Source organism: Streptomyces sp. NBC_00029, assembly GCF_045160505.1.
GTDB lineage: Bacteria > Actinomycetota > Actinomycetes > Streptomycetales > Streptomycetaceae > Streptomyces.
Genome location: NZ_CP108292.1, coordinates 6,243,094 through 6,269,366, shown reverse-complemented (window position 1 = coordinate 6,269,366; position 26,273 = coordinate 6,243,094). Strand labels below are relative to the sequence as shown.

The following is a 26,273-nucleotide window of genomic DNA, read 5'->3' as shown; positions in this document are numbered from 1 at the left end:
GGCGGTGGGCGTTGCGGACGACGCTCAGCGCAGGCCGGTGGAGCGGCGCAGGGCCGCCTGGATCAGTCGGTCCACCAGCTCCGGGTACTCGATGCCCGTCTTCTGCCACATCAGCGGGTACATGGAGATCGGCGTGAAGCCCGGCATCGTGTTGATCTCGTTGATGACGAAGGTGCCGTCCTCGGTGAGGAAGAAGTCGGCGCGCACCAGGCCCTCGCAGGACGCGGCGTCGAAGGCCTCGATCGCGAGCCGCTGCACCTCTGCGGTCTGCTCGGGGGTGAGCGGGGCGGGCACGATCCCGGAGGCGGAGTCGATGTACTTCGCCTCGAAGTCGTAGAAGTCGTGGCTGGAGACCGGCGGGATCTCGGCGGGGACGCTCGCGCGCGGCCCGTCCTCGAACTCCAGGACTCCGCACTCGATCTCGCGGCCGCGCAGCAGCGCCTCCACGATGATCTTCGGGTCGTGGCGCCGGGCCTCCTTGACGGCGGCGTCCAGGCCCGAGGCGTCGTCGACCTTGGTGATGCCGATGGAGGAGCCGGCCCGGGCGGGCTTCACGAACAGCGGCCAGCCGTGTTCGGCCGCGAAGTCCAGGATCCGGCCGCGGGCGGCGTCCCGGTCGGCCTCCCACTCGCGGGGGCGGATGGTCACGTACGGGCCGACGCTCAGCCCGAAGGACGTGAACACCCGCTTCATGTAGTCCTTGTCCTGGCCGACGGCCGAGGCGAGGACGCCGGAACCGACGTACGGGATGCCGGAGAGCTCCAGGAGGCCCTGGAGGGTGCCGTCCTCGCCGTAGGGGCCGTGCAGGACGGGGAAGACGACGTCCACCTCGCCCAGGGCCTTGGGGACGGCGCCCGGTTCGGTGTAGACGACCTGGCGGCTGGCCGGGTCGACCGAGAGCACGACGGCGCCGTCCTCGGAGTCGGCGAGCTCCTCGACGCTGGGGAGCTTGCGGTCGGCAATGGCCATCCGCTCGGGCTCGTCGGCGGTCAGCGCCCATCGGCCGTCCGTGGTGATGCCGATGGGCAGCACCTCGTACTTGGAGCGGTCGATGGAGCGCAGCACGGCGCCCGCCGTGACGACCGAGATGGCGTGTTCCGAGCTGCGGCCGCCGAACACGACGGCCACGCGGGGCTTGCGGCCCTGCTGCTCAGGGGTCTGGGGGAGGTTCTCGCTGCTCATATCGCCACGAGAGTACCCGCTCAGACGTGCGGAATGGAGTCAGCGACGTTCCGGTTTGGCGCTGCGTCCCATCAGTTCCTTGAGCGCGACCAGGGTCGGCTTGCCGTGGTGGACGATGTCGACCACGGTGTCGGTGATGGGCATGTCCACCCCGTGGCGGCGGGCCAGATCGGCCACCGACTGGCAGGACTTGACTCCCTCGGCGGTCTGCCTGGTGACCGCGATGGTCTCCTCGAGGGTCATCCCGCGGCCCAGGTTGGTGCCGAAGGTGTGGTTCCGGGAGAGCGGCGAGGAGCAGGTGGCGACCAGGTCGCCGAGGCCGGCGAGTCCGGAGAAGGTGAGCGGGTCGGCCCCCATCGCCACGCCGAGGCGGGTGGCTTCGGCGAGGCCGCGGGTGATGAGCGAGCCCTTGGTGTTGTCGCCCAGGCCCATGCCGTCCGCGATGCCGACGGCGAGGCCGATGACGTTCTTGACGGCGCCGCCGAGCTCGCAGCCGATGACGTCGGTGCTCGTGTACGGGCGGAAGTACGGGGTGTGGCAGGCGGCCTGGAGGCGCTGGGCCACGCCCTCGTCCACGCAGGCGACGACGGAGGCGGCGGGCTGGCGCGCGGCGATCTCGGCGGCCAGGTTGGGGCCCGTGACCACGGCGATCCGCTCGGCGGGGACCTTGGCCACCTCCTCGATGACCTCGCTCATCCGCTTGGCGGTGCCGAGTTCGATGCCCTTCATCAGGGACACGAGCACGGTGTCGGGGGCCAGCAGGGGCGACCACGCGGCGAGGTTGTCGCGCAGGGTCTGGGACGGGACGGCGAGGACCGTGAAGTCGGCGCCGGCCGCGGCCTCGGCCGGGTCGGTGGTGGCCCGCAGGTTCCCGGGGAGTTCGACGCCGGGGAAGTAGTCCGGGTTGGTCCGGCCGGTGTTGATGGCGTCGACCACCTCCTGGCGGCGGCCCCACAGCGTCACCTCGCAGCCGGCGTCGGCGAGCACGATGGCGAAGGCCGTGCCCCAGGAGCCTGTTCCGAAGACGGTCGCCTTCACGGGACGTGTCACTTGTTGCCCTCCCCTGCGGCCTTGCGCCGCTGTTCCGCCCTGGCGTTGCGATGGTCGTACGGCTGCTCGGGCGCGGTCTCGCCGCGCACCTCCTCCAGCAGCGCGGTGATGGCCGCCATGATGACCTCGGTGACCTCCCGCAGGATCTCCGGGGTGGGTTCCCGGTCGTAGAAGGCGGAGAGGTCCACCGGCGGTCCGGCGAGCACCTGGAGGGTCTTGCGCGGGAAGAGCCGGACCTTGTTCTCCTTGGCGTAGGGCGGCATCGCGAGGTTCGCGCCCCACTGGGCCACCGGAATGACGGGCGCCCGCGTCATCAGCGCCACGCGGGCGGCGCCGGTCTTGCCGGCCATCGGCCACATGTCGGGGTCGCGGGTGAGGGTGCCCTCCGGGTAAAAGGCCACGCATTCGCCGCTCTCGATGGCGTCCACCGCGGCCCGGAATGCGTCCAGGGCGTTGGTGCTCTCCCGGTAGACGGGGATCTGCCCGGATCCGCGCAGGATCGACCCGACAATGGGGACCTTGAAGAGGGCGGCCTTGGCGAGCAATCGCGGCACCCGGCCGGTGTTGTACTGGAAGTGCGCGTACGAGAGCGGGTCCAGATAGGAGTTGTGATTGACGGCGGTGATAAAGCCGCCCTCGGCCGGAATGTGCTCGATTCCCCGCCAGTCCCGCTTGAAGAGCACTACCAGCGGCGGTTTTGCGATGACCGCCGCCAGGCGGTACCAGAAGCCGATTCTGCGGCGGGACACTCGGACACCTTCCTCTAGGACCGGTGCGCGGCTTGGGCACCTCGTGGGCCGGACAAGTGTCACCCCACGCCCGGTCTCTGTCGAGAACACCGTACGCCCCGCTCACGCCACCGGACTCCCGGGCCGCCTGGGCGGGGGCGACAATGGGCCGACACATGACCCGGCCATGACCCGACCATGGCCCGGGGACGCGCCGGAGCGCACCGGAGGGAAGGGGTCCGTCACGAAAGCCGTCTGGAGTCTGGTGGTCCCGCTGAAGCCTCTGGCGGTGGCGAAGAGCCGCCTCGCGAGGGCCGTGGGCGCCTCTCGTCCGGGCCTCGCCCTGGCCTTCGCGCAGGACACCGTCGCAGGCGCCCTGGCCTGCGCCGCGGTCGAGGATGTGGTGGTCGTCACGGACGACGCCATGGCCGGTGCGGAACTGGCGCGGCTCGGGGCGCGGATCGTCCCGGACGCCCCGGCGGCCGGGCTCAACGCGGCCCTGGCCCACGGGGCGCGGGCGGTGCGGCGGGGGCGGCCCGGCGCACCGGTGGCGGCGCTGAACGCGGACCTGCCCGCGTTGCGGCCTCCGGAATTGCAACGCGTGCTCGAAAACGCGTCGGTATTTCCGCGGGCATTTCTGGCGGATGCGGCCGGAATCGGGACGACCCTGCTTTCCGCCGCGCCGGACGTGGAATTGACCCCCTCCTTCGGCGGTCGGTCACGGGCCAGGCATTCGGCCTCCGGAGCGGTGGAAATCGTTCTCGCGGGCGTCGACAGCGTGCGCCGGGACGTGGACACGGCGGCGGATCTGCGGACCGCGCTCACCCTCGGAGTGGGGCGTCACACCGCCCGATACAGTGCCCGTATGCAGGCGACCGCGTACACGTACGACTCCGAGACCCGCAGCGGCAGTGTGCTGCTGGACGACGGCACTCCGGTGCCCTTCGAGGCCCCGGCCTTCGACGCGGGCGGCCTGCGGCTGCTGCGCCCCGGGCAGCGGGTGCGGATCGAGACGGACGGCGCGGGCGCGAGCCTGCGGATCACCCTGGTGACGCTGCAGACCTTCTGAGGAACGGCCGGCGGCGGCCGGACGCACCGCGGGCCGGCTCCCCCGCACGGGGAAAGCCGGCCCGGCCTGTGTGACGCGTGCCCCTACTTCTTGCGGGCGGTGGTCTTCTTCGCGGTGGCCTTGCGCGTCGCCGTCTTCTTGGCGGGCGCCTTCGTCGCTGCGGTGACCTTCTTGGCCGCCGGCGCGGTCTTCTTCGCCGCGGGGGTGGCCTTCTTCGCGGCGGCGGTGGTCTTCTTGGCCGCCGTGGTGGCCTTCTTGGCGGTGGCCGTGGCCTTCTTCGCCGTGGCGGTGCTCTTGACCGCGGCCTTCTTGGCGGTCGCGGTGGTCTTCTTGGCCGTGACCTTCTTTGCGACCGCGGTCTTTGCCGCGGCCTTCTTGGCGGTGGTGGCCTTCTTCGCCACGGCCTTCTTGACCGTCGCGGAGGCGCCACCCGTGAGGCTGCCCTTGGGCGCCTTCTTCACGGACACCTCACCGCCCTTGGGCAGCTTCTTGGTGCCGCTGACCAGGTCCTTGAAGCCCTGACCGGCGCGGAAACGGGGGACAGAGGTCTTCTTGACCCGGACGCGCTCTCCCGTCTGCGGGTTGCGGGCGTAACGGGCCGGACGGTCGACCTTCTCGAACGAGCCGAAGCCCGTGACCGAGACCCGGTCGCCCGCGACGGTAGCGCGGACGATCGCGTCCAGTACCGCGTCGACAGCATCCGCGGCCTGCTGGCGGCCGCCCAGCTTGTCGGCAATCGCTTCTACGAGCTGCGCCTTGTTCACGTCTTCCCCTTCGGAGACTTCGCCAGAACGAATGTGTTCAAGCTTATTTCGCACGTTAGGCGGATATATACCGCAAATCAAACACGAAACGGGCTAATCACCCTAGTGCCGCAACGCTGTAGTCCGTTACGGAGTTCCTTCGCATCAGTCGCCTTCAGGGAATCGACCCTCGTCGAGGTCCTTCATCAACCTGTCCAGGCGCCTTGCCGCATCGGCGAGATCATGCTTCGCCGCGGCCGTGACGACCAACAGCTTCCGGGACAGCGCCATCCTTACGCCCTCCGGGACTTGCAGTGAGCGCACCCGTGTGTGTGCTTCTTTCAGCCGGTCCGCGACGAGTTCGTAGAGCTCGAGTTGACTGTCGCGTTCCATGCACAGATTGTGCCATCTGGGGCGAGTTGTCGCCTCACGGGGCCTCAACAAACGGCTGTGCCCCCCGCCGGAGGGCGGGGGGCACAGTGTTGTCGATGTGATCACCCGAGGGTGAATAAGCGCTGATCAGGCTGGAATCAGACCTGAATCGTGCGCGGCTTGAAGGCCGGGCGGGTGCTTTCGTACGTAGCGATGTCCGCTTCGTTCTGAAGGGTGAGCGAGATGTCGTCCAGGCCCTCCAGCAGACGCCAGCGGGCGTTGTCGTCGAGTTCGAACTCCGCGACGACGCCTTCCGCTCGCACCTGGCGGTCGACCAGGTCGACCGTGATCTCGGCGGTCGGGTCGGCCTCGGTCAGCTTCCACAGTCGCTCGACGGTCTCCTGCGGGAGGACGACGGTCAGCAGACCGTTCTTCAGGGAGTTTCCGCGGAAGATGTCGGCAAAGCGGGAGGAGATGACCGTCTTGAAGCCGAAGTTCTGCAGGGCCCAGACGGCGTGCTCGCGCGAGGAGCCGGTACCGAAGTCGGGGCCGGCGACCAGGACGGTCGCGCCGGCGCGCTCCGGACGGTTCGTGACGAACTCCGGGTCCTTGCGCCAGGCCTCGAAGAGCCCGTCCTCGAACCCGTCGCGGGTGATCTTCTTCAGCCAGTGGGCCGGGATGATCTGGTCGGTGTCGACGTTGCTGCGGCGCAGCGGGACGGCCCGGCCGGTGTGGGTGGTGAAGGCTTCCATGGTTCAGACTCCGGCGGTCGCGTGGGCGTCGGACAGGTCGGCGGGCGAGGCCAGATGGCCCAGTACCGCGGTGGCGGCGGCCACCTGCGGGGAGACCAGGTGGGTGCGTCCGCCCTTGCCCTGCCGGCCCTCGAAGTTGCGGTTGGAGGTGGACGCGGAGCGTTCACCGGGCGCCAGTTGGTCGGGGTTCATGCCCAGGCACATCGAACAGCCCGCGTGCCGCCATTCGGCGCCGGCTTCCTTGAAGACCTTGTCCAGGCCCTCTTCCACGGCCTGCAGGGCGACGCGGACCGAACCCGGGACGACCAGCATCCGTACGCCGTCGGCGACTTTGCGGCCCTCGATGATGCCGGCGACGGCGCGCAGGTCCTCGATGCGGCCGTTGGTGCAGGAACCTACGAAGACGGTGTCGACCTTGATGTCGCGCAGCGGCTGCCCGGCGGTCAACCCCATGTACTCCAGGGCCTTTTCGGCGGCGTGGCGCTCCGAAGCGTCCTCGTACGAAGCCGGGTCGGGGACGTTGGCCGACAGCGGCGCGCCCTGGCCCGGGTTGGTGCCCCAGGTGACGAACGGGGACAGCGTGGTGGCGTCGATGACGACCTCGGCGTCGAAGACCGCGTCGTCGTCGGTGCGCAGGGTCTGCCAGTAGGCGACCGCGGCGTCCCAGTCCTCGCCCGTGGGGGCGTGGTCGCGTCCCTGCAGGTAGTCGAAGGTGGTCCGGTCGGGGGCGATCATGCCCGCACGGGCACCGGCCTCGATCGACATGTTGCAGATGGTCATGCGGGCTTCCATCGACAGCTTCTCGACGGCCTCGCCCCGGTACTCCAGGATGTAGCCCTGGCCGCCGCCGGTGCCGATCTTGGCGATGATGGCCAGGATCAGGTCCTTGGCCGTGACGCCCTCGGCCAGCTCGCCGGTGACGGTGATGGCCATCGTCTTCGGGCGGGCCAGCGGCAGGGTCTGGGTGGCCAGTACGTGCTCGACCTGGCTCGTGCCGATGCCGAAGGCCAGCGCGCCGAAGGCGCCGTGCGTGGAGGTGTGCGAGTCGCCGCAGACCACGGTGGTGCCGGGCTGGGTCAGGCCCAGCTGCGGTCCCACGACGTGGACGACGCCCTGCTCGACGTCGCCCAGCGAGTGCAGGCGGACGCCGAACTCGGCGCAGTTCGCCCGCAGCGTCTCCAGCTGGGCGCGGGAGACCGGGTCGGCGATCGGCTTGTCGATGTCGAGGGTGGGGGTGTTGTGGTCCTCGGTCGCGATGGTGAGGTCGAGGCGTCGGACCTTGCGGCCGGCCTGACGCAGACCTTCGAAGGCCTGCGGGCTGGTCACCTCGTGCAGCAGGTGCAGATCGATGAAGAGGAGGTCGGGCTCGCCTTCGGCGCGCCGGACGACATGGTCGTCCCAGACCTTCTCCGCGAGTGTCCTACCCATCGCTTTCCCTCCGGCCGGCCGGTTGTGCCGGCGCTTCATAGAGATCTCGTGCGCCGCATCGTCCGTACCCCACGTCCCGGACGACGGCTCGGACCCAGTGGTTCGTGGACCCGCACATACAGACTCGCTGGTTCTTGGAAAAATTGAACTTGCGTTTCACAGTGTGAGACGCGAATATCGTTTCATGGACAACTCTAGCGGCGTCGGCGTTCTCGACAAGGCAGCTCTGGTACTGAGCGCACTGGAGTCCGGTCCGGCCACCCTCGCCGGGCTGGTCGCGGCGACAGGGCTCGCACGACCCACGGCACATCGCCTTGCCGTGGCACTGGAACACCACCGGATGGTGGCGAGGGACATGCAGGGCCGGTTCATACTCGGACCGCGGCTGGCGGAGCTCGCCGCCGCGGCCGGCGAGGACCGTCTGCTGGCCACGGCGGGACCGGTACTCACCCACCTCCGTGACGTGACGGGAGAGAGCGCGCAGCTCTACCGCCGTCAGGGAGACATGCGCATCTGCGTGGCGGCCGCGGAGCGGCTGTCGGGTCTTCGGGACACCGTCCCGGTGGGCTCGACGCTCCCGATGAAGGCCGGTTCGGCAGCGCAGATCCTGATGGCCTGGGAGGAGCCCGAGCGGCTCCACCGCGGTCTTCAGGGCGCGCGCTTCACGGCGACGGCCCTCTCGGGCGTACGGCGCCGCGGCTGGGCGCAGTCGATCGGCGAGCGGGAGCCCGGTGTGGCCTCCGTCTCGGCGCCGGTGCGCGGGCCCTCGAACCGCGTGGTGGCCTCCGTATCGGTCTCCGGACCGATCGAGCGGCTGACCCGCCACCCCGGGCGGATGCACGCCCAGGCCGTCATCGACGCGGCCGCACGGCTCACGGAGGCGCTGCGCCGCTCTGGCTGACGCCCCACTCCATCTGTTCACCCCCGGGTCCGGGGGCGCGTACGACGCCGCACACGTCCTAACACGCGCCTCCGGGCCCGTACTTGTCTCCGCGCCGGCGCGACGCCGGTACAACGCGAAGAGGCCCTCCGCGATGAACGCGGAGGGCCTCTTCGATGCGTACCCCCGACCGGATTCGAACCGGCGCTACCGCCTTGAGAGGGCGGCGTGCTAGGCCGCTACACAACGGGGGCTAGCTGGTGCTGCTGTTACTGCGCTGGGCTACCAGGACTCGAACCTAGAATAAGGGAACCAGAAACCCTCGTGTTGCCAATTACACTATAGCCCAAAGTGGTCTAGACCAGACCAGCAGTACCCCCGACCGGATTCGAACCGGCGCTACCGCCTTGAGAGGGCGGCGTGCTAGGCCGCTACACAACGGGGGCCCTAGCGATCCTGCATCAAGACGTCCGGGTGCGACCCTGGAGATCTCGCGGGAAGGATCTGTACCCCCGACCGGATTCGAACCGGCGCTACCGCCTTGAGAGGGCGGCGTGCTAGGCCGCTACACAACGGGGGCAAAGCACTGCGTTACTGCTGCACTGCGCTGGGGTACCAGGACTCGAACCTAGAATAAGGGAACCAGAAACCCTCGTGTTGCCAATTACACTATACCCCACCAAAAGTCAACCCCTTACGGGGTCTTTTCTTCGGGTGGCGCCTCCGTCCGGCCTTTCGGCCCGCTCCGGCGGCGCAGAAAGAACATTACCGGATGCCTGACCGTGCTCCAAAACGGGTATCCCCCGCCAACAGCTCGGGGAGCTGGTCAAGGCCCTCGATGCGGTGTATGCCGTCGGGACCGGGGCCACGGTCTCCGTCGCGGTCGAGCCAGACGGCCAGCAGCCCGGCGTCGCGGGCTCCCCGTGCGTCGATCTCCGGCTGGTCACCCACGTACGCCACCTCGGCGGGGGCGAGCCCCATCGCCGCGCACGCGGCGAGGAAGGCCTCCGCTGCGGGCTTGCTGAACCCGAGCTCCACGGCGCAGACCAGCACCTCGAAGCGGTCGCGCAGCCCGAGGTGGCGCAGCTTCGGGTCCTGGTTGGCGGTGGAGGAGTTGGTGAGCACCCCGTGCCGGTAGCCGGCCGCGAGGGCGTCGAGGGCGGGCACCACGTCGGGGAAGACGGTCCAGGCCGCCTTGTAGTGGTCCACGTAACTGTCGAACCAGGCGTCCGCCTCGTCCGCGGTCATCCCGGGCCGCTCCAGGAACTCCCGCACCCGCTCCTGGCGCTGCCCCTGGAAGGTGCCCTCGCCCGCCGCGAAGCGGGCCCAGTGCCGGTCGGTGATCTGCCTCCACAGCGCGAGCGCCTGCGCGGGGGTCCCGTACCGGTCGACGAGACGCTCGGCCTCCAGCTGCCGCGCCAGCCCGGCGGCATCGGCCCCTGTGTAGTCGAAGAGGGTGTCGTCGATGTCCCAGAGAACCGCTCGGATGACCATGCCCCAAGTATGCAAAACGCCTGCGGAACATGTCCCCCGGACAGGGAAAACGGAATTCAAGGCTCCATTGCCATGGCATCCGGCGCAACAGCCACCGGCTTCACCGGCACGAACGGCCGGGAGGGCGAGAATAGCCAGCCTCGCCGGCTACAGGTATCCGGAACCCGGTAAGGCCGGATACGACCAGCCGGTCATGAACAACGCCGCCTCCTTCTGCAACGGCAGCATGCAGAGAGCCACGGCCTTCTTCAGCAGCGGCTTCTCCGGTGCCTGTGACGCGAGCCGTCACTCCCCCAGCGCACCACAGCCCCGCGCGCGGGGCCCGCACGGGAGGAATGACGACGAGACGAGTGGCAACTGCCGTGCTTGCCACGTTCGTTCCGGCCGGATGCTCGGCGCAGGGAGCGCCCGGGGACGCCGCAGCGCGACCTGCCGGCGCCGGCGCGAGGCCGCCCCGGGCCGCCGAGCACGTGCTGGCGAAGAAGTGCACGGCCGGCTGTTCGCTCGCCCACCGGCCGCCCGAGCGCGCCGCCGCGGGCCCCAGGGTCGACCGCCGGAGCAGGACTCCGGCCTCGCCTCCGGATATCGCCTCCCGCCTTCGCAGCCTCGGCACAGGCGCAGCTCGGCAAGGAAGAGATTTCCGTGCTGTACGGCAGGCGGGGATCGGAAGGAAAAACGGGCCGCTCGAATACGACGGAGAGTCGATCCCCAAAGTAGGCCGCCTCGGCCGGTCGATTCTTGATTTCCCCAGAGCTGTCAGGACCGGGCGGTGTTTCCGGCAGTCGATGATCACGGCGGAGGCCACGGTGCTCGATGAGCTGCGCGAGCTGCCCCGGAAGAGGATCGCCGCGGCCCGGGCCGTCCTCACGGAGGGCCGATCCCCCTCGCCTCGTCCTCGCCGCCACAGAACTCAGGCCCGGACCCCCTGGCGACTGCCTCGGGGTCCGGGCCTGGTCCTCGTACGGGAGCGGCTAGGCGGCGAGCCTGGCCAGCGCGGCGTCGATGCGGGCCAGCGAGCGCTCCTTGCCCAGGATCTCCAGGGACTCGAAGAGCGGCAGGCCGACGGTGCGGCCGGTGACGGCCACGCGGACGGGCGCCTGGGCCTTGCCGAGCTTGAGGCCGTGGGCCTCACCGGCGGTCAGGACGGCCTGCTTGAGGGACTCGGGGTCCGACCAGTCCGCGGACTCCAGGTTGGCGCGCGCCGTGGTGAGCAGCGCGGCCGGCTCGCCCTTCATCGCCTTGTCCCACGAGGCCTGGTCCTCCACCGGCTCCTTGAGGAACAGGAAGTCGACGTTGGCCGTGATGTCCGACAGGACGGTCACGCGGGTCTGGGCGTACGGGGCGATCCGCGCCCAGGCCTCGGCGTCGAAGTCCTCGGCGGCCCAGTTGGCGTGCGGGGCCTGCAGCCACGGGGCGCAGGCGTCCGCGAAGGCCTTCGGGTCCAGCAGGCGGATGTGGTCGCCGTTGATGGACTCGGCCTTCTTCAGGTCGAAGCGGGCCGGGTTGGCGTTCACGCCGTCGATGTCGAACTTCGACACCATCTCCTCGATCGAGAAGACGTCCTGGTCCTTGGAGAAGGACCAGCCGAGGAGCGAGAGGTAGTTCAGCAGGCCCTCGGGGAGGAAGCCGCGCTCGCGGTACAGGTTGAGCGAGGACTCGGGGTCGCGCTTGGAGAGCTTCTTGTTGCCCTCGCCCATCACGTACGGCAGGTGGCCGAAGCGGGGGATGTCGGTGGCGACGCCGATCTCCATCAGCGCCTTGTAGAGCGCGATCTGCCGGGGCGTGGAGGACAGCAGGTCCTCGCCGCGCAGCACGTGCGTGATCTGCATCAGCGCGTCGTCGACCGGGTTGACCAGGGTGTAGAGCGGCGCGCCGTTCGCCCGCAGGATGCCGAAGTCCGGCACGTTCTCCGGGGTGAAGGTCAGCTCGCCGCGGACCAGGTCGGTGAAGGTGATCGGCTCGTCGGGCATCCGGAAGCGCACGATCGAGGGGCGGTGCTCGCCCTGGAACGCCTCCAGCTGGACCTGGGTCAGGTCGCGGCAGTGGCCGTCGTAGCCGGAGGGCTTGCCGGCGGCGCGGGCGGCGGCGCGGCGGGCGTCCAGCTCCTCGGTCGAGCAGTAGCAGTCGTACGCGTAGCCGCCGTCGCGCAGCCGCTGGGCGACGTCCGCGTAGATGTCCATGCGCTCGGACTGCCGGTACGGGGCGTGCGGGCCGCCGACCTCGGGGCCCTCGTCCCAGGTGAAGCCGAGCCAGCGCAGCGAGTCGAGCAGCTGGTCGTACGACTCCTCGGAGTCGCGGGCCGCGTCGGTGTCCTCGATGCGGAAGACGAACGTACCGCCGTGGTGGCGGGCGAACGCCCAGTTGAAGAGGGCGGTCCTGACCAGGCCCACGTGGGGGTTGCCGGTCGGGGAGGGACAGAAACGTACGCGGACGTTCGCGTTAGCCACGCTTGATCACCTTGTTGGTGAGAGTGCCGATGCCTTCGATGGTGACGGCGACCTCGTCGCCGACGTTGAGGGGGCCGACTCCGGCCGGGGTCCCCGTGAGGATGACGTCGCCGGGCAGCAGCGTCATGGCCTCGGAGATGTGGACGATCAGGTCCTCGATGGAGCGGACCATGTCACTGGTGCGGCCGAGCTGGCGCTGTTCGCCGTTGACCGTGCACTGGATGGTCAGGTCGCTCGGGTCCAGGTCGGTCTCGATCCAGGGGCCGAGGGGGCAGGCGCTGTCGAAGCCCTTGGCCCGGGCCCACTGCTTCTCGCGCTGCTGGACGTCTCGGGCGGTGACGTCGTTGGCGCAGGTGTAGCCGAGGATGACGTCCTTGACGCGCTCCTTGGGGACCTCGCGGCACATACGGCCGATGACCACGGCGAGCTCCGCCTCGTGGTGGAGGTCCTGGGAGAAGGAGGGGTAGGTGATCGGATCGCCCGGGCCCACCACGGAGGTGGAGGGCTTGAAGAAGGTGATCGGGGCGTCCGGGACCTCGTTGCCCAGCTCCGCCGCGTGCTCCGCGTAGTTGCGGCCGATGGCCACGACCTTGTTCGGGAGCACGGGCGGCAGCAGCCGGACCTTGCTCAGCGGGACCTTCGTGCCCGAGAGCTCGAAGTCCGTGAAAGGGATGCCCTTGATGATGTCGAGCACGAGCGTCGAATCGTCGCCGGGGGCGCCGTCGCCCTCGACCGCGCCGAACGCGACGTTGCCGTCGATCGAGAACCTGGCGATGCGCACGTGTTGCGTCTGCCCCTCTGTATTTCCGCCTGCCGGAGTCTGCGACCCCAGGCTAACGCGGCGGGCAGCGGCGCTTCACGTTCCTTTGCGGGGTGGCTACTCCGCGGCGGCGGCGACCGGCACGTTCATCAGGACGGTGCGGCGCGGGTTCGCGGTCTGCGTCGGCAGCTCGACGGCGTGCTCCGGGGTGGCCGGGGCCGCCTGCAGGTCCTCGGCGTCCTTGAGGTGCGCCAGGGTCGTGCGGCGGGGGTTGGCTATGTTGCGGAACATCGTCGTCGTCTTCATCGGAGTTCGGGGTCCTCGGTTCGATCTGTGAGTGTCGGCTGTCGCATGCACCAACCCTGGCGCCAACCCTTTAAGGGGCAAGGCTAAACATCTGAATCCCCCGGCGAACCAGGAAGTAATGGCCATGGCTGTGTGAGTTTGCTCACCCGTGACCAGACATTCCCGTCAAAGTGGACAGGCAACTCCACCCCCCGAAACGGACATTGCGCCACTGAATGCGCCATTCCGCTCCTGATCATCTCGACTGGGACACCTTGGCAGCCGCGTTGTTTGGATGGCGTAAGTCCGGTTTCTACCGAATGCAGTCGCACATCGAGTAGCGCTTCAATCACGAGAAGTAACCGACTCTCCGGGCCGGTACTCGCACCTTGTTGGAGATCCTCCACTGTGCTGGAATTCGCGGGACCGCCGCGGGAATCAGCCGGCGCGCAGGTGGCGCGACTCAGCGCCGAGCGCGGTGGCCAAGAGAGGAAGACGCGCCGGTCACCGACGACCACCATGGGGCGGCAAGTGCCCCACGACTCGACACCGTCCCACCGGTCGCCCGGCGGGACGCCTGGTCCAGAGGTTGCGACGCTAGTGCAGGGACGATTCAAGAGGGATGGCAGCGCTGCGGCGGAGCAGGAGCCGCGCGGCGGGACCGACCGTGGCTCCTCGCCCCAGCACGCCCAGAACCGCGGGCCGGCTGTCGAAGGCGCAGGCCCCGACACCTCCGCCGCGGTGAAGGCGAAGGGCCGTGGGAAGTCCGTCAAGGCCAGGGTCAAGGCGAAAGCCGGACCTGCCGCGCTTGCCGGACCGGCTGAGCAGGACGTGGCGATACCGAAGGCCCCCAACGGGCCCGGTTCTCGCCTCGCCATGCAGAACTGGCGCATCAGCACGCGACTGGTGTCGCTGCTGACCCTGCCGGTCGTCGCCGCCACCACGCTCGGTGGTTTCCGTATCAACGACTCGCTCAACGACATCGCGCAGCTGGAGCACATGCAGCTGCTGACGACGATGACGCGACAGGCCACCAACCTGGCCGCCATGCTCCAGGAGGAGCGCGACCTCTCGGCAGGTCCGCTCTCGCTCTCCAAGGGCAAGAGCACCACCACGGTGGACGTCGCCCGTCAGTCGACGGACACCGCAGCGAAGGCCTTCGCCGCCGCGACCGACAAGGTCGACAGCACGGGCGAGAAGGACGACACGCTCCGGTCGATCCGCAACAACGTCCTGCAGATCGGTCGCCAGCTCACCAACATCGAGACGATCCGCAGCCGGGCGTACGTCAACGGCGCCCAGCAGACCGTCAGCGAATACAACTCGGTGATCGTCTCGCTGCTCTCCCTCTCCCAGGACATGGCGCAGGCCACCTCCAACCCGGAGATGATCAAGCGTACCCGTGCCTTGGCGGCGTTCTCCGCCGCCAAGGAGTACGCCTCCATCCAGCGCGCGATCATCGCCGCCTCGCTCCCCGACACCTCGGAGAAGCAGGGCGAGCTGAAGGAGAACGACCGGCTGTACGCCCTCTCCGCGCAGAAGGGCGAGCAGCAGGCGAAGACGACCTTCGGACTCGTCTACCAGGGCCGCACCGAGGACCTCCTCGCCGGTCTGGGCGACAGCAACTCCGAGATCTCCACCGCCGACGGCTACTCCCGCCGCGTCCTGTCCAGCCCCGACGCGTTCCTCCGCGAGCGGAACCGCTCCTGGCTCGACTGGTACGACGCCGACGGCACCAAGCTCACGGCCATGAAGGTCATCGAGCTGACCCTGCTCGAGGAGATGGAGCAGAAGGCCCGCGAGCTGAAGAACGAGGCCCAGCAGGACGCCATCATCAACGGTGCCCTGATCCTCCTCGTCCTCGGCGTCTCCCTCGTCGGCGCGTTCGTCATGGCCCGCTCCATGATCCGCTCGCTGCGCCGCCTGCAGGACACCGCGACGCGCGTCGCCCAGGACCGGCTGCCCGAGCTCGTCAAGCAGCTGTCCGAGTCCGACCCGCAGGACGTGGACACGTCCGTGGAGTCGGTCGGTGTGCACACCCGCGACGAGATCGGCCAGGTGGCCGCGGCATTCGACGACGTGCACCGCGAGGCCGTCCGCCTCGCCGCCGAGCAGGCCCTCCTGCGAGGCAACGTCAACGCGATGTTCACCAACCTCTCCCGCCGCTCGCAGGGCCTCATCCAGCGTCAGCTCTCGCTCATCTCCGAACTGGAGTCGCGCGAGGCCGACCCGGACCAGCTGTCCTCCCTCTTCAAGCTCGACCACCTCGCGACCCGCATGCGCCGTAACGGCGAAAACCTCCTCGTCCTCGCGGGCGAGGAGCCGGGCCGCCGGTGGACCCGCCCCGTCCCGCTGGTCGACGTGCTCCGTGCCGCCGCCTCCGAGGTGGAGCAGTACGAGCGTGTCGAGCTGGCGTCGGTGCCCGGCACCGATGTCGCCGGCCGCGTGGTCAACGACCTCGTGCACGTCCTCGCCGAGCTGCTGGAGAACGCCACCTCGTTCTCCTCCCCGCAGACCAAGGTCAAGGTCACCGGTCACGCACTGCCCGACGGGCGCGTGCTCGTCGAGATCCACGACACCGGTATCGGCCTCTCCCCCGAGGACCTCGCCGCGATCAACGAGCGACTCGCGTCGCCGCCGACCGTGGACGTCTCCGTCTCCCGCCGCATGGGTCTGTTCGTGGTCGGCCGCCTGTCCCTGCGACACGGCATCCGCATCCAGCTGCGCCCGTCCGACTCGGGCGGTACGACGGCCCTCGTCATGCTTCCGGTGGACGTCGCCCAGGGCGGCAAGAAGCCGGCTCCCATGGCGGGCCAGGGCGGTCAGGGTGCTCAGGGCGGCCCCGCCGGCGCTCCGGGTGCTCCCGGTGCGCAGGGTGCCGTGCCCGGTGCGGGCGCACGTCCGTCCGTGGGCTCGGGCCCGCAGCGCGGTCAGGTCGCCCCGGGCGCCCAGCGCGCGGCCCTTCCGGGCCGCGACGGCGCCGGTCAGCGTCCGCAGGGCCCGCAGGGCGGCCGGCCCCAGCAGGGTGGTCCCGGTGGCCGTCCCCAGCAGGGTCCGACCACCGCGGGACAGGGTCAGGGTGCCTTCGGTTCCGGTGCTCCGCTGCCCGCCCGCGGTCCGGTCGCCAGTGCCGGCTTCGGCGGTGGCCCTCAGGCCCGTCCGGCGTCCGGTCCCTCCGGCTTCCCGCAGGGCAACGGCTTCGAGCGACCGCAGCCGCCCCAGCAGCAGCAGCCCCAGCAGCCGGCCGCTCCCGCGGCTCCGGCTCCGGGCGGCCCCCGGCCGCAGCTGCCGCCGCGCGGTGGCGCTCCCCGTGCCGAGCTCCCCGGCCCGCAGACCACCAGCTGGGGCAGCGACCAGGCGCGCGGTCACGACGAGCTCTCGGGCCCCGGCTCGACCTCCGAGTTCGCCCGCCCGGACTTCAACGCCCCGATGCCCCAGGGCGACGCCGGCAACAGCACGACCGGTCAGTTCGAGCGTCCGGACGTGCGGGGCAACGTGAACCCGTCCACCACCGGACAGTTCGAGCGCCCGGGCTACCAGCCCCAGCGTCCCGGCGGCCCCGGTGTCGGCGGTTACGCCCCGCAGCCCCAGACCCCGCAGCAGCCCCAGCCGCAGCACATGCAGCCGCTGCCGCAGGGCCACCGGCCGGAGGCCCTGCCCCCGGCCCAGAGCTCCGGCGACGCCCGCAGCCCGATCTTCGACACCCTGGAGTCGAACTGGTTCCGCGAGGAGGGGCAGCAGCCCCCCGCGCAGGGACCGGCCGTGCCCCAGCAGCCGCAGCAGTCCGCCCCGGCGTCCCCCGCTCCGCAGCGGCCGCTGCCGCAGCGCGGCCAGGAGCAGGCGGCCGAGTCCGCCGTCACGGCGACCGGCGCCACGCCGACCGTCAGCTGGCGGTCCTCGCCGAACGACGAGCTGATGCGGCAGGCCGAGCGCGTGCGTCAGCCCGCCGCCGGCGGTATCACGACCTCGGGGCTGCCCCGCCGGGTCCCGCGGGCGAACCTCGTGGCCGGCACCGCGCAGCAGCAGTCCGAGGCGCAGGCTGGTCCCCAGGTCTCGCGCGCCCCGGACGACGTCCGCGGCCGTCTGACCAACCTCCGACGCGGTATCCAGCAGGGCCGTCAGGCCGGCAACAACGGACCGGCGACCGGCAGTTACCACATCGACCCCACTTACCAGCAGGAGCGTTAGTTGAGTTCGATGAGCCAGGCGGCACAGAACCTGAACTGGTTGATCACCAACTTCGTGGACAACACCCCAGGGGTGTCGCACACGGTGGTGGTCTCCGCCGACGGACTCCTTCTGGCGATGTCCGAAGGATTCCCCCGCGACCGCGCCGATCAGCTGGCGGCCGTGGCCTCCGGACTGACCTCGCTGACCGCCGGTGCCTCCCGCATCTTCGAGGGTGGCGCCGTCAACCAGACCGTGGTCGAGATGGACCGGGGATTCCTCTTCCTCATGTCCGTCTCGGACGGATCCTCGCTGGCCGTTCTGGCGCACCCCGAGTGCGACATCGGCCTCGTGGGCTACGAGATGGCCCTTCTGGTGGATCGCGCGGGCAGTGTCCTCACCCCGGACCTGCGTGCCGAACTTCAGGGAAGCCTGCTCGGCTGACTTCCCCCTCTCCCGGCCGGACGGTACTACCGGCCGGGAGACCGGGGCACCGCCCCGGAATCCAGTACCACCGCCAGGCCGTCATACCGTTCCCCCCACCGGCCGCCCCGTCAGACGGCACGCTGACCACTGCTGTCCAGCCCGGAGGATCAATGACCCCGCCCCCCGCCTACTCCGATACGTACGGAGACTCGTACTCGGAAGGCGATCAGCCGCTGGTGCGTCCGTACGCGATGACCGGCGGCCGGACCCGGCCCCGCTACCAGCTCGCCATAGAGGCGCTGGTCAGCACCACCGCCGATCCGATGCACCTGTCCGGCCTGCTCCCGGAGCACCAGCGCATCTGCACCCTGTGCCGCGAGGTCAAGTCGGTCGCCGAGGTCTCCGCACTTCTGTCGATGCCGCTCGGTGTCGCCCGGATCCTCGTCGCCGACCTGGCGGAGGCCGGAATGGTGGCCATCCACCAGCCGGGCAATGGAGAGGCCGGCGGCACGCCGGATGTAACGCTGCTCGAAAGGGTGCTCAGTGGCCTTCGGAACATCTAGCGGAGCGGCTCCTCGCTCCACCACCTCCGCGAAGATCGTGGTGGCGGGCGGCTTCGGCGTGGGCAAGACCACGTTCGTCGGAGCCGTGTCGGAGATCAACCCGCTGCGCACCGAAGCCGTCATGACCAGCGCCTCGGCCGGGATCGACGACCTCACCCACACCGGTGACAAGACGACCACCACGGTCGCCATGGACTTCGGCCGCATCACCCTGGACCAGGACCTGATCCTGTACCTCTTCGGTACGCCGGGCCAGGACCGCTTCTGGTTCATGTGGGACGACCTGGTCCGCGGCGCCATCGGTGCGATCGTCCTCGTCGACACCCGCCGTCTCGCCGACTGCTTCCCCGCGGTCGACTACTTCGAGAACAGCGGGCTGCCCTTCGTCGTGGCGCTCAACGGCTTCGAGGGGCACCAGCCCTACACGCCGGAGGAAGTCCGCGAGGCCCTGCAGATCGGCCCCGGCGCTCCCATCATCACCACCGACGCCCGCCACCGCGCGGACGCCAAGAGCGCGCTCATCACGCTCGTCGAGCACGCCCTCATGGCGCGGCTCAAGTAACACGGTTTGGTTGTCGCGCGGGAGGGGCGGGCTGTGTCTTACGACACGGCCCGCCCCTGTCGTTCATAACGTTTCGACAGAGAATTGCAGCCATTTGGCAACGGGGTGCGTTCGCCTGGTGCCCCTGCGCGCACAACTGCCCCTATTTTTGCCGCAGGACGCTCTTTATGTCCGATTTATGTAGGGCATAAGGTTCTGCGAATGGCTGGTTCCAACTGTTTGGAACACGGCCGTTAACCGTGCTGGAATTCAACGAACTAGCTAGTAGCACCGCCGAGAGGTTGTTGGTCGAGTGAGGCGAAGCATCGCAAGCCCCGCGGATGAACCCGCGCGCGGCAACTTCACCCCGCCGCCGCGAGCGGCCGCGTCGCCCGTCGACGTGCCCGTGGAACCGCCCGTGAGCAGCGGGAGCAGCAGCAGGTTCTCGCCCCGCAACTGGCGTGTGCCGACCCGTCTGAACGCCATCCTGCTCGTACCGGCCCTCGTGGGCCTGGTCATGGGCGGCTTCCAGGTGAAGGGGTCCATCGACACCTGGAACGAGGCCAAGGACGCCGAGAAGATAGCCACGGTCGTCCAGGCGGCCTCGGGCTACAGTCAGGCACTGCTCAACGAGCGTGACCTCACTGCCGAGCCCCTCCTGAACGGCCTGACGAAGGACCCGAAGGTCACCAAGGCCTACGAGGACACCGCCGCGGCCAAGGAGAAGTTCGACAAGGCCGTCCAGGACATGCCGAAGAACCTCGGCCTGGAGCGGCGTCTGGACCTCTTCCGCAACGAGGAGCCCAAGCTGTCGCAGGTGCGCGAGAAGGCGTACCTGGCGGCGCTGGAGAGCCCCAAGAAGAACCTCCCCAACACGGCCGGCCCCATCCCGACCGAAGAGGGCTATGTGCTGGTCCAGCACTACCTCATGCAGTTCGCCAACGAGCTCGGTCTCGGCACCGGCAACGTGACCTCGTACGGCCGCATGGTCTACGCGATCCAGCTCGCCAAGGCCGCGAACTCGCTGCAGCGCTCCGTCGGCACCCACCTGCTGGTGCGCCCGAGCACGGACGAGAACACCCGCAAGGCCCAGCTCGTCGCCTTCTCCTCCTACGCCTACCTCGAAGAAATCGCCATCGGCGAGTACGTCGCGGCCGGTACCGAGGACGACGTGAACCGCCTCAAGGCGGTCATGGCCAAGAAGTCCGAAGAGGGCGCGGCCAAGATCGCCGACGCCAAGCACCAGGCCGAGCAGGCCGGCGTCCGCTTCGTGCCGCCGCCCACGGTGAACCAGTCCCCGCTCCTCGGCATGACCGAGGCCATCGCGAGCGGTGACCCCAAGAAGAAGCTCGCCGAGAACGGCACCAACCCCGCCTTCTGGCAGGCCGCCGCCACCGCGAAGTTCGACGGTTACGACGAGGTCGAGAAGGAACTCCTCGACAAGGCCGTCAAGGACGCCGTCGCGGTCTCCGACGACGCCCGCACCGACGCCATCGTCAACGGCGCCATCGTGGTCGTGGCCCTCCTCGCCGCGTTCATCCTGGCCGGCATGATGGCCCGCCAGATGGGCCGCGCGATGGCCCGCCTGCGGACCGCCGCCTTCGACATCGCCGAGCAGCGCCTGCCGATGCTCGTCGACCAGCTCTCGCGCACCGACCCGGGCAAGGTGGACACCCGTGTCCACCCGATCCCGATCGACTCCCAGGACGAGATCGGCGAGGTCGCCCGCGCCTTCGACCAGGTCCACCGTGAAGCGGTGCGGCTCGCCGCCGAGCAGGCCCTCCTGCGGGGCAACGTCAACGCGATCTTCACGAACCTCTCCATGCGCAACCAGTCGCTGATCGAGGGCCAACTCACCCTCATCACCGACCTGGAGAACAACGAGGCCGACCCGGACCAGCTGGAGAACCTCTTCCGCCTGGACCACCTGGCCACCCGCATGCGCCGCAACGGCGAGAACCTCCTCATCCTCGCGGGTGAGGAGCCGGGCCGCCGCTGGGACCAGCCGGTCCCGCTGGTCGACGTGCTGCGCGCCGCCTCCTCCGAGGTGGAGCAGTACGAGCGCATCGAGCTCTCGGGGGTCTCCGACGCGGAGATCCACGGCCAGGCCGTGACCGACCTCGTGCACCTGCTCGCCGAGCTCCTGGAGAACGCCACCACGTTCTCCTCCCCGCAGACCAAGGTCCGCGTCAACGCCACGCGTCTGCCCGACGGCCGCGTGATGGTCGAGATCCACGACAAGGGCATCGGCCTCACCGCCGAGGACTTCGCGGACATCAACCACAAGCTGGCGAACCCGCCGACCGTGGACGCCGCGATCTCGCAGCGCATGGGTCTGTTCGTGGTCGGCCGGCTGGCGGACCGCCACAGCATCCGCGTGCAGCTGCGCCCCTCGGGCGAGGCGGCCGGCACCACCTCGCTGGTCATGCTCCCCGACGCCATCACCCACGGTGGCGGTGGCGAGGGCATTCCGGACGACGACTTCACGGTCTCCCAGATCATTCCGGAACAGCAGCAGGCCCAGCTGGCTCCCCCGCTGCGGACCGCCGCCGAGCTCGGCTTCGACGACTCGCGGTACGACCAGCAGGGCTCCGACGGCGCCCAGGCCGACCCGCTCGGCCGGTCGCTGGGACAGCAGGAGCGCCGGGCCGCGCTGGCGGCCCAGGTGGGTTACCCGCAGGAACAGCAGCAGTACCCCGGCCAGGAGTATCCGGAACCTCAGCCGGAGCATGGGTACCAGGAGTACCAGGGCTACGAACAGCAGTCCGAGCAGGCCTACGACACCTCGTACGAGGCCCAGCAGGCCCAGCAGGGGTACGACGCTTACCCGCAGCAGGACTACGGCTATACGGAAGACGGCTACCCGGACCAGCAGCCGGCCACCCAGGGCTACGACAATGGCTTCGCAGCCGGGCCGGAGCAGGCCGAGTGGCCCGAGCAGAACACCTATCCGGCTGCCTACCAGCAGGATTACGGGACCGAATCGGAATCCCGGGCCGTCCCCGAACCGGCCCAGGAGCGCGTAGGCTTCGACCGTCCGGGTGCCGCTGCCGACACCGGTCACGCGGTGACCGGAGCGGGCCTGCCGCGACGCGGCGGCCAGCAGCAGTGGCCCCCCGGAAAGCAGCAAGCGGAGTCCACCGGATCCCTCTTCGAACAGCGGTCGCCGCGTCAGCAGCAGCCCGCCGAACCGGAGCGGTCCCCGGAGGAAACTGAAGGCACCGCCGCCTGGCGTTCGCGCAACGACGAACGCTGGCAGCAGGCCGGAAAGCTCCGTGAGCCGAAGGCGGGCGGGGTCACCCCGTCCGGTCTCCCTCGGCGGGTGCCCAAGGCCAACCTGGTCGAGGGCGCGGCGGAGACGACCCCGCAGGGCGGCCCCCAGGTCTCCCGCGCTCCGGAGGACGTCCGCGGCAGGTTGAGCAACCTGCGGCGCGGTGTCCAGCAGGGACGCAACGCGGGATCTGAGCAGTCAAGTAACAGCTATGACCAGGAGCGTTAGTGTGAGCCCGATGAGCCAGGCGGCACAGAACCTGAACTGGTTGATCACCAACTTCGTGGACAACACCCCAGGGGTGTCGCACACGGTGGTGGTCTCCGCCGACGGCCTTCTTCTGGCGATGTCCGACGGATTTCCGCGCGACCGCGCCGATCAGCTGGCGGCCGTGGCCTCCGGACTGACTTCGCTGACCGCCGGTGCCTCCCGCATCTTCGAGGGTGGCGCCGTCAACCAGACCGTGGTCGAGATGGACCGGGGATTCCTTTTCCTCATGTCCGTCTCGGACGGATCGTCCCTCGCGGTGCTCGCGCACCCCGAGTGCGACATCGGCCTCGTGGGCTACGAAATGGCCCTTCTGGTGGATCGCGCGGGCAGTGTCCTCACTCCGGATCTGCGTGCCGAGCTGCAGGGAAGTCTGCTCAACTAGCAGACAGGCAGTGCGTTTCGCGCCATCGCACCATAGGGTGCGGTGGCGCGGTTCCACAGGGAGTACTGCGTACTTGGAGTCGGAGGAGGAGACGTGACAACACCCGGAGGACATCCTTATGGCGGCGCGCAGCAGCCGCAGGGTGGGCACGACCAGAACCGCTTCAACTTCCCCTCCGCGCCGAGCCGGCCCGTGCAGGAGCAGAATCCCTACCAGCAGCAGCAGTACGGACACCCCCAGATGCCGCCTCCGCAGCAGCCGCCGCGCGCAGCGCGGCAGCCTTCTCCGAAGGCCCACAACCCGCTGGTGCGTCCGTACGCGATGACCGGCGGCCGTACTCGGCCGCGCTACCAGCTCGCCATCGAGGCGCTGGTCAGTACCACGGCGGATCCCGCGCGTCTGCAAGGGCAGTTGCCCGAGCACCAGCGCATCTGCCGCCTGTGCCAGGAGATCAAATCCGTAGCGGAGATCTCGGCACTTCTCTCCATTCCTCTTGGTGTCGCCCGCATCCTCGTCGCCGACCTGGCGGAGGCGGGCCTTGTCGCCATTCACCAGCCCGGCGGCGACGAGTCTGCCGGTGGCCAGCCAGACGTGACACTGCTCGAAAGGGTGCTCAGTGGACTTCGCAAGCTCTAACGGCGGAGCGGCTCCCCGCTCCACCACCTCCGCGAAGATCGTGGTGGCGGGCGGCTTCGGCGTGGGCAAGACCACGTTCGTCGGCGCGGTCTCCGAGATCAACCCGCTGCGCACCGAAGCCGTCATGACCAGCGCCTCGGCCGGGATCGACGACCTCACCCACACCGGTGACAAGACGACCACCACGGTCGCCATGGACTTCGGCCGCATCACCCTGGACCAGGACCTGATCCTGTACCTCTTCGGTACGCCGGGCCAGGACCGCTTCTGGTTCATGTGGGACGACCTGGTCCGCGGCGCCATCGGTGCGATCGTCCTCGTCGACACCCGCCGTCTCGCCGACTGCTTCCCCGCGGTCGACTACTTCGAGAACAGCGGCCTGCCCTTCGTCATCGCCCTCAACGGCTTCGAGGGGCACCAGCCCTACACGCCGGAGGAAGTCCGCGAGGCCCTGCAGATCGGCCCGGACGCCCCCATCATCACCACCGACGCCCGCCACCGCGCGGACGCCAAGAGCGCGCTCATCACGCTCGTCGAGCACGCCCTCATGGCGCGCCTGCGGTAGCAGTACCGCCGCACCCGACAGGCCCCTGTGTCACACGACGCGGGGGCCTTCGCCGTACACGGGCCCCACGGGCCCGCGGAGGTGCGCGCAGCGCTTCAGGTGCCGCAGCCCGTACGACAGGCCGTCAAAGACCCGCCGAGAGGGCCTGTACGGGGTTACGCGGAAGGCCCCGCACCCTGGAAAACGGGTGCGGGGCCTTCCGGAGGCTCGGGAACTCAGCCCTGCCAGCTGTGGGGGGCGCGGAAGCCGGGCGTGCGCTCCAGGCGGCGCCAGCCGGCCTGGCGGGGCACGCTGACCGGGGTCTCGTCCGGCGTGGCGGCGGCGCGGGCGAGCAGGATCGCGGTGATCGCGGCCAGCTCCTCGGGGGCGGCGTTGCCCTTTTCGACGCGCAGCAGGGTGTCAGTGGCGGTGGTCATGTGGTGGCAGGTCTCCTTCGCGGTTACTGCGGCGGGTTGCCGTGCTTGCGGGACGGCAGATCGGCGTGCTTGTTGCGGAGCATCGCGAGGGCGCTGATGAGCACCTCGCGGGTCTCGGCGGGGTCGATGACGTCGTCGACGAGGCCGCGCTCGGCCGCGTAGTACGGGTGCATCAGTTCGGCCTTGTACTCCTTGACCATGCGTACGCGCATGGCCTCGGGGTCCTCGGCGTCCGCGATCTGCTTGCGGAAGATGACGTTGGCCGCGCCCTCGGCGCCCATGACGGCGATCTCGTTGGTGGGCCAGGCGTAGGTGATGTCGGCGCCGATGGACTGGGAGTCCATGACGATGTACGCGCCGCCGTAGGCCTTGCGCAGGATCAGCGAGATCCGCGGGACGGTGGCGTTGCAGTACGCGTACAGCAGCTTGGCGCCGTGGCGGATGATGCCGCCGTGCTCCTGCGAGACGCCCGGCAGGAAGCCGGGGACGTCCAGCAGCGTGAGGATCGGGATGTTGAAGGCGTCGCACATCTGGACGAAGCGCGCGGCCTTCTCGGAGGCCTCGATGTCCAGGACGCCGGCGAGGTGGCCGGGCTGGTTGGCGACGATGCCGACGACCTGGCCGTTCATCCGGGCCAGGGCGCAGATGATGTTGCGGGCCCAGCGCTCGTGGATCTCCAGGACGTCGCCCTCGTCGACGAGCTCCTCGATGACCTTGAGCATGTCGTAGGGGCGGTTGCCGTCGGCGGGCACCAGGTCGAGGAGGACCTCGCTGCGCCGGTCGGCCGGGTCGCTCGTCTCGTGGATGGGCGGGTTCTCGCGGTTGTTGGAGGGCAGCATCGAGATGAGGTAGCGCACCTCGGAGATGCAGGTCTCCTCGTCGTCGTACGCGAAGTGCGCGACGCCCGAGGTCTCGGCGTGCACGTCGGCGCCGCCGAGGCCGTTCTGGGTGATCTCCTCGCCGGTCACCGCGCGGACCACGTCCGGGCCGGTGATGAACATCTGCGAGGTCTCGCGGACCATGAAGACGAAGTCCGTCAGGGCCGGGGAGTACGCGGCGCCACCGGCGCAGGGGCCCAGCATGACCGAGATCTGCGGGATGACGCCCGAGGCCTTGGTGTTGCGCTGGAAGATGCCGCCGTAGCCGGCGAGCGCCGAGACGCCCTCCTGGATACGGGCGCCGGCGCCGTCGTTCAGGGAGACCAGGGGAGCACCGGCCGCGATGGCCATGTCCATGATCTTGTGGATCTTCGTGGCGTGGGCCTCGCCCAGGGCGCCGCCGAAGATGCGGAAGTCGTGCGCGTAGACGAAGACCGTGCGGCCCTCGACCGTGCCCCAGCCGGTGATGACACCGTCGGTGTAGGGCTTCTTGCTCTCCAGGCCGAACCCGGTCGCCCGGTGGCGGCGGAGCTGCTCGACCTCCCTGAAGGAACCTTCGTCGAGCAGCAGCGCGATGCGCTCGCGGGCGGTCAGCTTGCCCTTGGCGTGCTGCGCCTCGGTCGCACGGTCACTGGGGCCGCGCCTCGCCTGCTCGCGCAGGGAGTGCAGTTCGGCCACGCGTCCGCGGGCGTCCGTCGGCTCGCTCGGGGTCTGGTCCACAACGGTCATGTACCGACCTTACGAAGATCGCCATGAAAAACCTCCGTTCATTCCGCACAGTCTCGAGAGTCTTCCGCTGTCCGGCCCGCACAGAACGCCCGGGGGATGTAAGGACTCCGCCAGACGGGGCACGGCTCTGTTGTAGGACCTTCACAAAATGGCCTGACACCCCGACTAGATGTTGAAATTTAAACGGAATGGGTCTAGCGTCGTTCCCGTTGAAGTCGTTGAAAGTTCAACCGACTCTT

The 26,273-nt window shown here is 69.5% G+C and carries 22 protein-coding genes, 5 tRNA genes and 1 pseudogene; 10 read left to right on the top strand and 18 right to left on the bottom strand.

The genetic code is table 11. The features are described 5' to 3' along the window. Positions 1-24 precede the first annotated feature (24 nt). From OG753_RS29435 to OG753_RS29425, 3 genes are read right to left on the bottom strand one after another with little or no spacing between them, the layout of a single operon-like run. A complete protein-coding gene (locus OG753_RS29435) occupies positions 25-1,182 on the bottom strand; it encodes a D-alanine--D-alanine ligase family protein (RefSeq protein WP_383199100.1) in 1,158 nt (385 codons plus the stop codon). A 39-nt stretch (positions 1,183-1,221) separates the two neighbouring features. Then, positions 1,222-2,232 (bottom strand): NAD(P)H-dependent glycerol-3-phosphate dehydrogenase, encoded by a 1,011-nt coding sequence (locus tag OG753_RS29430; RefSeq protein WP_327264632.1) that lies wholly within the window; start codon positions 2,230-2,232, stop codon positions 1,222-1,224. Next, positions 2,229-2,981, bottom strand: a complete 753-nt coding sequence (locus OG753_RS29425) for a lysophospholipid acyltransferase family protein (RefSeq protein ID WP_327264631.1) — start codon at positions 2,979-2,981, stop codon at positions 2,229-2,231. Before OG753_RS29425 ends, OG753_RS29430 begins: the two co-directional genes overlap by 4 nt. A 166-nt stretch (positions 2,982-3,147) precedes the next feature. On the opposite strand from OG753_RS29425, the pseudogene cofC reads away from it, so the two are divergent. Continuing rightward, positions 3,148-3,822, top strand: a pseudogene (gene cofC, locus OG753_RS29420) (2-phospho-L-lactate guanylyltransferase); the annotation flags it as partial. A gap of 290 nt (positions 3,823-4,112) precedes the next feature. Here the strand turns inward: cofC and OG753_RS29415 are convergent. The 4 genes from OG753_RS29415 to leuC form a co-directional block, all read right to left on the bottom strand. Next, on the bottom strand, positions 4,113-4,793 hold the full coding sequence (locus OG753_RS29415; RefSeq protein ID WP_327264630.1) for an HU family DNA-binding protein: 681 nt from the start codon (positions 4,791-4,793) through the stop codon (positions 4,113-4,115). A 144-nt stretch (positions 4,794-4,937) separates the two neighbouring features. After that, complete coding sequence (locus OG753_RS29410; RefSeq protein WP_030009267.1) at positions 4,938-5,165, bottom strand: hypothetical protein; 228 nt, start codon at positions 5,163-5,165, stop codon at positions 4,938-4,940. A gap of 137 nt (positions 5,166-5,302) precedes the next feature. Then, positions 5,303-5,896 (bottom strand): 3-isopropylmalate dehydratase small subunit, encoded by a 594-nt coding sequence (leuD, locus tag OG753_RS29405; protein WP_383199106.1) that lies wholly within the window; start codon positions 5,894-5,896, stop codon positions 5,303-5,305. 3 nt (positions 5,897-5,899) lie between these two features. After that, positions 5,900-7,324, bottom strand: coding sequence for a 3-isopropylmalate dehydratase large subunit (gene leuC, locus OG753_RS29400; protein WP_327264628.1), 1,425 nt, complete (start codon positions 7,322-7,324; stop codon positions 5,900-5,902). A gap of 184 nt (positions 7,325-7,508) precedes the next feature. On the opposite strand from leuC, the gene ndgR reads away from it, so the two are divergent. Further along, the gene (ndgR, locus tag OG753_RS29395; RefSeq protein ID WP_007266782.1) at positions 7,509-8,225 is read left to right on the top strand and encodes an IclR family transcriptional regulator NdgR; all 717 of its coding nucleotides are present in this window, start codon (positions 7,509-7,511) and stop codon (positions 8,223-8,225) included. 160 nt (positions 8,226-8,385) lie between these two features. Here ndgR and OG753_RS29390 read toward each other — a convergent pair. The 9 genes from OG753_RS29390 to OG753_RS29350 form a co-directional block, all read right to left on the bottom strand. Then, positions 8,386-8,458: transfer RNA gene (locus tag OG753_RS29390), tRNA-Glu, on the bottom strand. 23 nt (positions 8,459-8,481) lie between these two features. Then, positions 8,482-8,553: transfer RNA gene (locus OG753_RS29385), tRNA-Gln, on the bottom strand. 24 nt (positions 8,554-8,577) lie between these two features. After that, positions 8,578-8,650 (bottom strand) — tRNA-Glu (locus OG753_RS29380). A gap of 61 nt (positions 8,651-8,711) precedes the next feature. Then, positions 8,712-8,784, bottom strand: a tRNA-Glu gene (locus tag OG753_RS29375). A gap of 27 nt (positions 8,785-8,811) precedes the next feature. Further along, positions 8,812-8,883, bottom strand: a tRNA-Gln gene (locus OG753_RS29370). Positions 8,884-8,969: 86 nt separating this feature from the next. Beyond that, a complete protein-coding gene (locus tag OG753_RS29365) occupies positions 8,970-9,698 on the bottom strand; it encodes an HAD family hydrolase (RefSeq protein WP_405790773.1) in 729 nt (242 codons plus the stop codon). A 971-nt stretch (positions 9,699-10,669) separates the two neighbouring features. Continuing rightward, positions 10,670-12,145, bottom strand: coding sequence for a glutamate--tRNA ligase (gene gltX, locus OG753_RS29360; RefSeq protein WP_327264626.1), 1,476 nt, complete (start codon positions 12,143-12,145; stop codon positions 10,670-10,672). Further along, on the bottom strand, positions 12,138-12,926 hold the full coding sequence (locus OG753_RS29355) for a fumarylacetoacetate hydrolase family protein (protein ID WP_327264625.1): 789 nt from the start codon (positions 12,924-12,926) through the stop codon (positions 12,138-12,140). Before OG753_RS29355 ends, gltX begins: the two co-directional genes overlap by 8 nt. Before the next feature lie 96 nt (positions 12,927-13,022). Continuing rightward, complete coding sequence (locus OG753_RS29350) at positions 13,023-13,211, bottom strand: hypothetical protein (RefSeq protein WP_030009260.1); 189 nt, start codon at positions 13,209-13,211, stop codon at positions 13,023-13,025. 579 nt (positions 13,212-13,790) lie between these two features. Here OG753_RS29350 and OG753_RS29345 point away from each other — a divergent pair. The 8 genes from OG753_RS29345 to OG753_RS29310 all read left to right on the top strand — a co-directional run bounded on the left by OG753_RS29345 (position 13,791) and on the right by OG753_RS29310 (position 24,011). After that, complete coding sequence (locus tag OG753_RS29345; protein WP_405790770.1) at positions 13,791-17,378, top strand: nitrate- and nitrite sensing domain-containing protein; 3,588 nt, start codon at positions 13,791-13,793, stop codon at positions 17,376-17,378. A 9-nt stretch (positions 17,379-17,387) separates the two neighbouring features. After that, positions 17,388-17,801 carry a roadblock/LC7 domain-containing protein gene (locus OG753_RS29340; protein ID WP_030708442.1) on the top strand — a complete coding sequence of 138 codons (414 nt, stop codon included), beginning with the start codon at positions 17,388-17,390 and terminating at the stop codon, positions 17,799-17,801. Between the two features lie 152 nt (positions 17,802-17,953). After that, positions 17,954-18,346 (top strand): DUF742 domain-containing protein, encoded by a 393-nt coding sequence (locus OG753_RS29335; RefSeq protein WP_327264623.1) that lies wholly within the window; start codon positions 17,954-17,956, stop codon positions 18,344-18,346. Next, positions 18,327-18,908: an ATP/GTP-binding protein gene (locus OG753_RS29330; protein WP_046776286.1), complete on the top strand. Its 582-nt coding sequence runs from the start codon at positions 18,327-18,329 to the stop codon at positions 18,906-18,908. Before OG753_RS29335 ends, OG753_RS29330 begins: the two co-directional genes overlap by 20 nt. Positions 18,909-19,200: 292 nt before the next feature. Then, positions 19,201-22,386: a nitrate- and nitrite sensing domain-containing protein gene (locus OG753_RS29325; RefSeq protein WP_327264621.1), complete on the top strand. Its 3,186-nt coding sequence runs from the start codon at positions 19,201-19,203 to the stop codon at positions 22,384-22,386. 10 nt (positions 22,387-22,396) lie between these two features. After that, a complete protein-coding gene (locus OG753_RS29320) occupies positions 22,397-22,810 on the top strand; it encodes a roadblock/LC7 domain-containing protein (RefSeq protein ID WP_030037347.1) in 414 nt (137 codons plus the stop codon). A gap of 93 nt (positions 22,811-22,903) precedes the next feature. After that, positions 22,904-23,446 carry a DUF742 domain-containing protein gene (locus OG753_RS29315; protein WP_327264619.1) on the top strand — a complete coding sequence of 181 codons (543 nt, stop codon included), beginning with the start codon at positions 22,904-22,906 and terminating at the stop codon, positions 23,444-23,446. Continuing rightward, complete coding sequence (locus OG753_RS29310) at positions 23,427-24,011, top strand: ATP/GTP-binding protein (protein ID WP_109781528.1); 585 nt, start codon at positions 23,427-23,429, stop codon at positions 24,009-24,011. The genes OG753_RS29315 and OG753_RS29310 overlap by 20 nt, the downstream gene beginning before the upstream one ends. A 215-nt stretch (positions 24,012-24,226) precedes the next feature. Here the strand turns inward: OG753_RS29310 and OG753_RS29305 are convergent, their stop codons facing one another. Both OG753_RS29305 and OG753_RS29300 read right to left on the bottom strand, forming a co-directional pair. Further along, positions 24,227-24,427 (bottom strand): acyl-CoA carboxylase subunit epsilon, encoded by a 201-nt coding sequence (locus tag OG753_RS29305; protein WP_327264618.1) that lies wholly within the window; start codon positions 24,425-24,427, stop codon positions 24,227-24,229. A gap of 23 nt (positions 24,428-24,450) precedes the next feature. Further along, positions 24,451-26,034: an acyl-CoA carboxylase subunit beta gene (locus tag OG753_RS29300; RefSeq protein ID WP_405790768.1), complete on the bottom strand. Its 1,584-nt coding sequence runs from the start codon at positions 26,032-26,034 to the stop codon at positions 24,451-24,453. Positions 26,035-26,273 lie beyond the last annotated feature (239 nt).

Excerpts from the sequence above, each read along its gene's own strand:
- OG753_RS29365 (WP_405790773.1), bottom strand. The coding sequence starts at position 9,698 with ATGGTCATCCGAGCGGTTCTCTGGGACATCGACGACACCCTCTTCGAC.
- leuC (WP_327264628.1), bottom strand. The coding sequence starts at position 7,324 with ATGGGTAGGACACTCGCGGAGAAGGTCTGGGACGACCATGTCGTCCGG.
- OG753_RS29300 (WP_405790768.1), bottom strand. The coding sequence starts at position 26,034 with ATGACCGTTGTGGACCAGACCCCGAGCGAGCCGACGGACGCCCGCGGA.
- OG753_RS29305 (WP_327264618.1), bottom strand. The coding sequence starts at position 24,427 with ATGACCACCGCCACTGACACCCTGCTGCGCGTCGAAAAGGGCAACGCC.
- OG753_RS29435 (WP_383199100.1), bottom strand. The coding sequence starts at position 1,182 with ATGAGCAGCGAGAACCTCCCCCAGACCCCTGAGCAGCAGGGCCGCAAG.
- OG753_RS29350 (WP_030009260.1), bottom strand. The coding sequence starts at position 13,211 with ATGAAGACGACGACGATGTTCCGCAACATAGCCAACCCCCGCCGCACG.
- OG753_RS29335 (WP_327264623.1), top strand. The coding sequence starts at position 17,954 with ATGACCCCGCCCCCCGCCTACTCCGATACGTACGGAGACTCGTACTCG.
- OG753_RS29340 (WP_030708442.1), top strand. The coding sequence starts at position 17,388 with ATGAGCCAGGCGGCACAGAACCTGAACTGGTTGATCACCAACTTCGTG.
- leuD (WP_383199106.1), bottom strand. The coding sequence starts at position 5,896 with ATGGAAGCCTTCACCACCCACACCGGCCGGGCCGTCCCGCTGCGCCGC.
- OG753_RS29410 (WP_030009267.1), bottom strand. The coding sequence starts at position 5,165 with ATGGAACGCGACAGTCAACTCGAGCTCTACGAACTCGTCGCGGACCGG.
- ndgR (WP_007266782.1), top strand. The coding sequence starts at position 7,509 with ATGGACAACTCTAGCGGCGTCGGCGTTCTCGACAAGGCAGCTCTGGTA.
- OG753_RS29320 (WP_030037347.1), top strand. The coding sequence starts at position 22,397 with ATGAGCCAGGCGGCACAGAACCTGAACTGGTTGATCACCAACTTCGTG.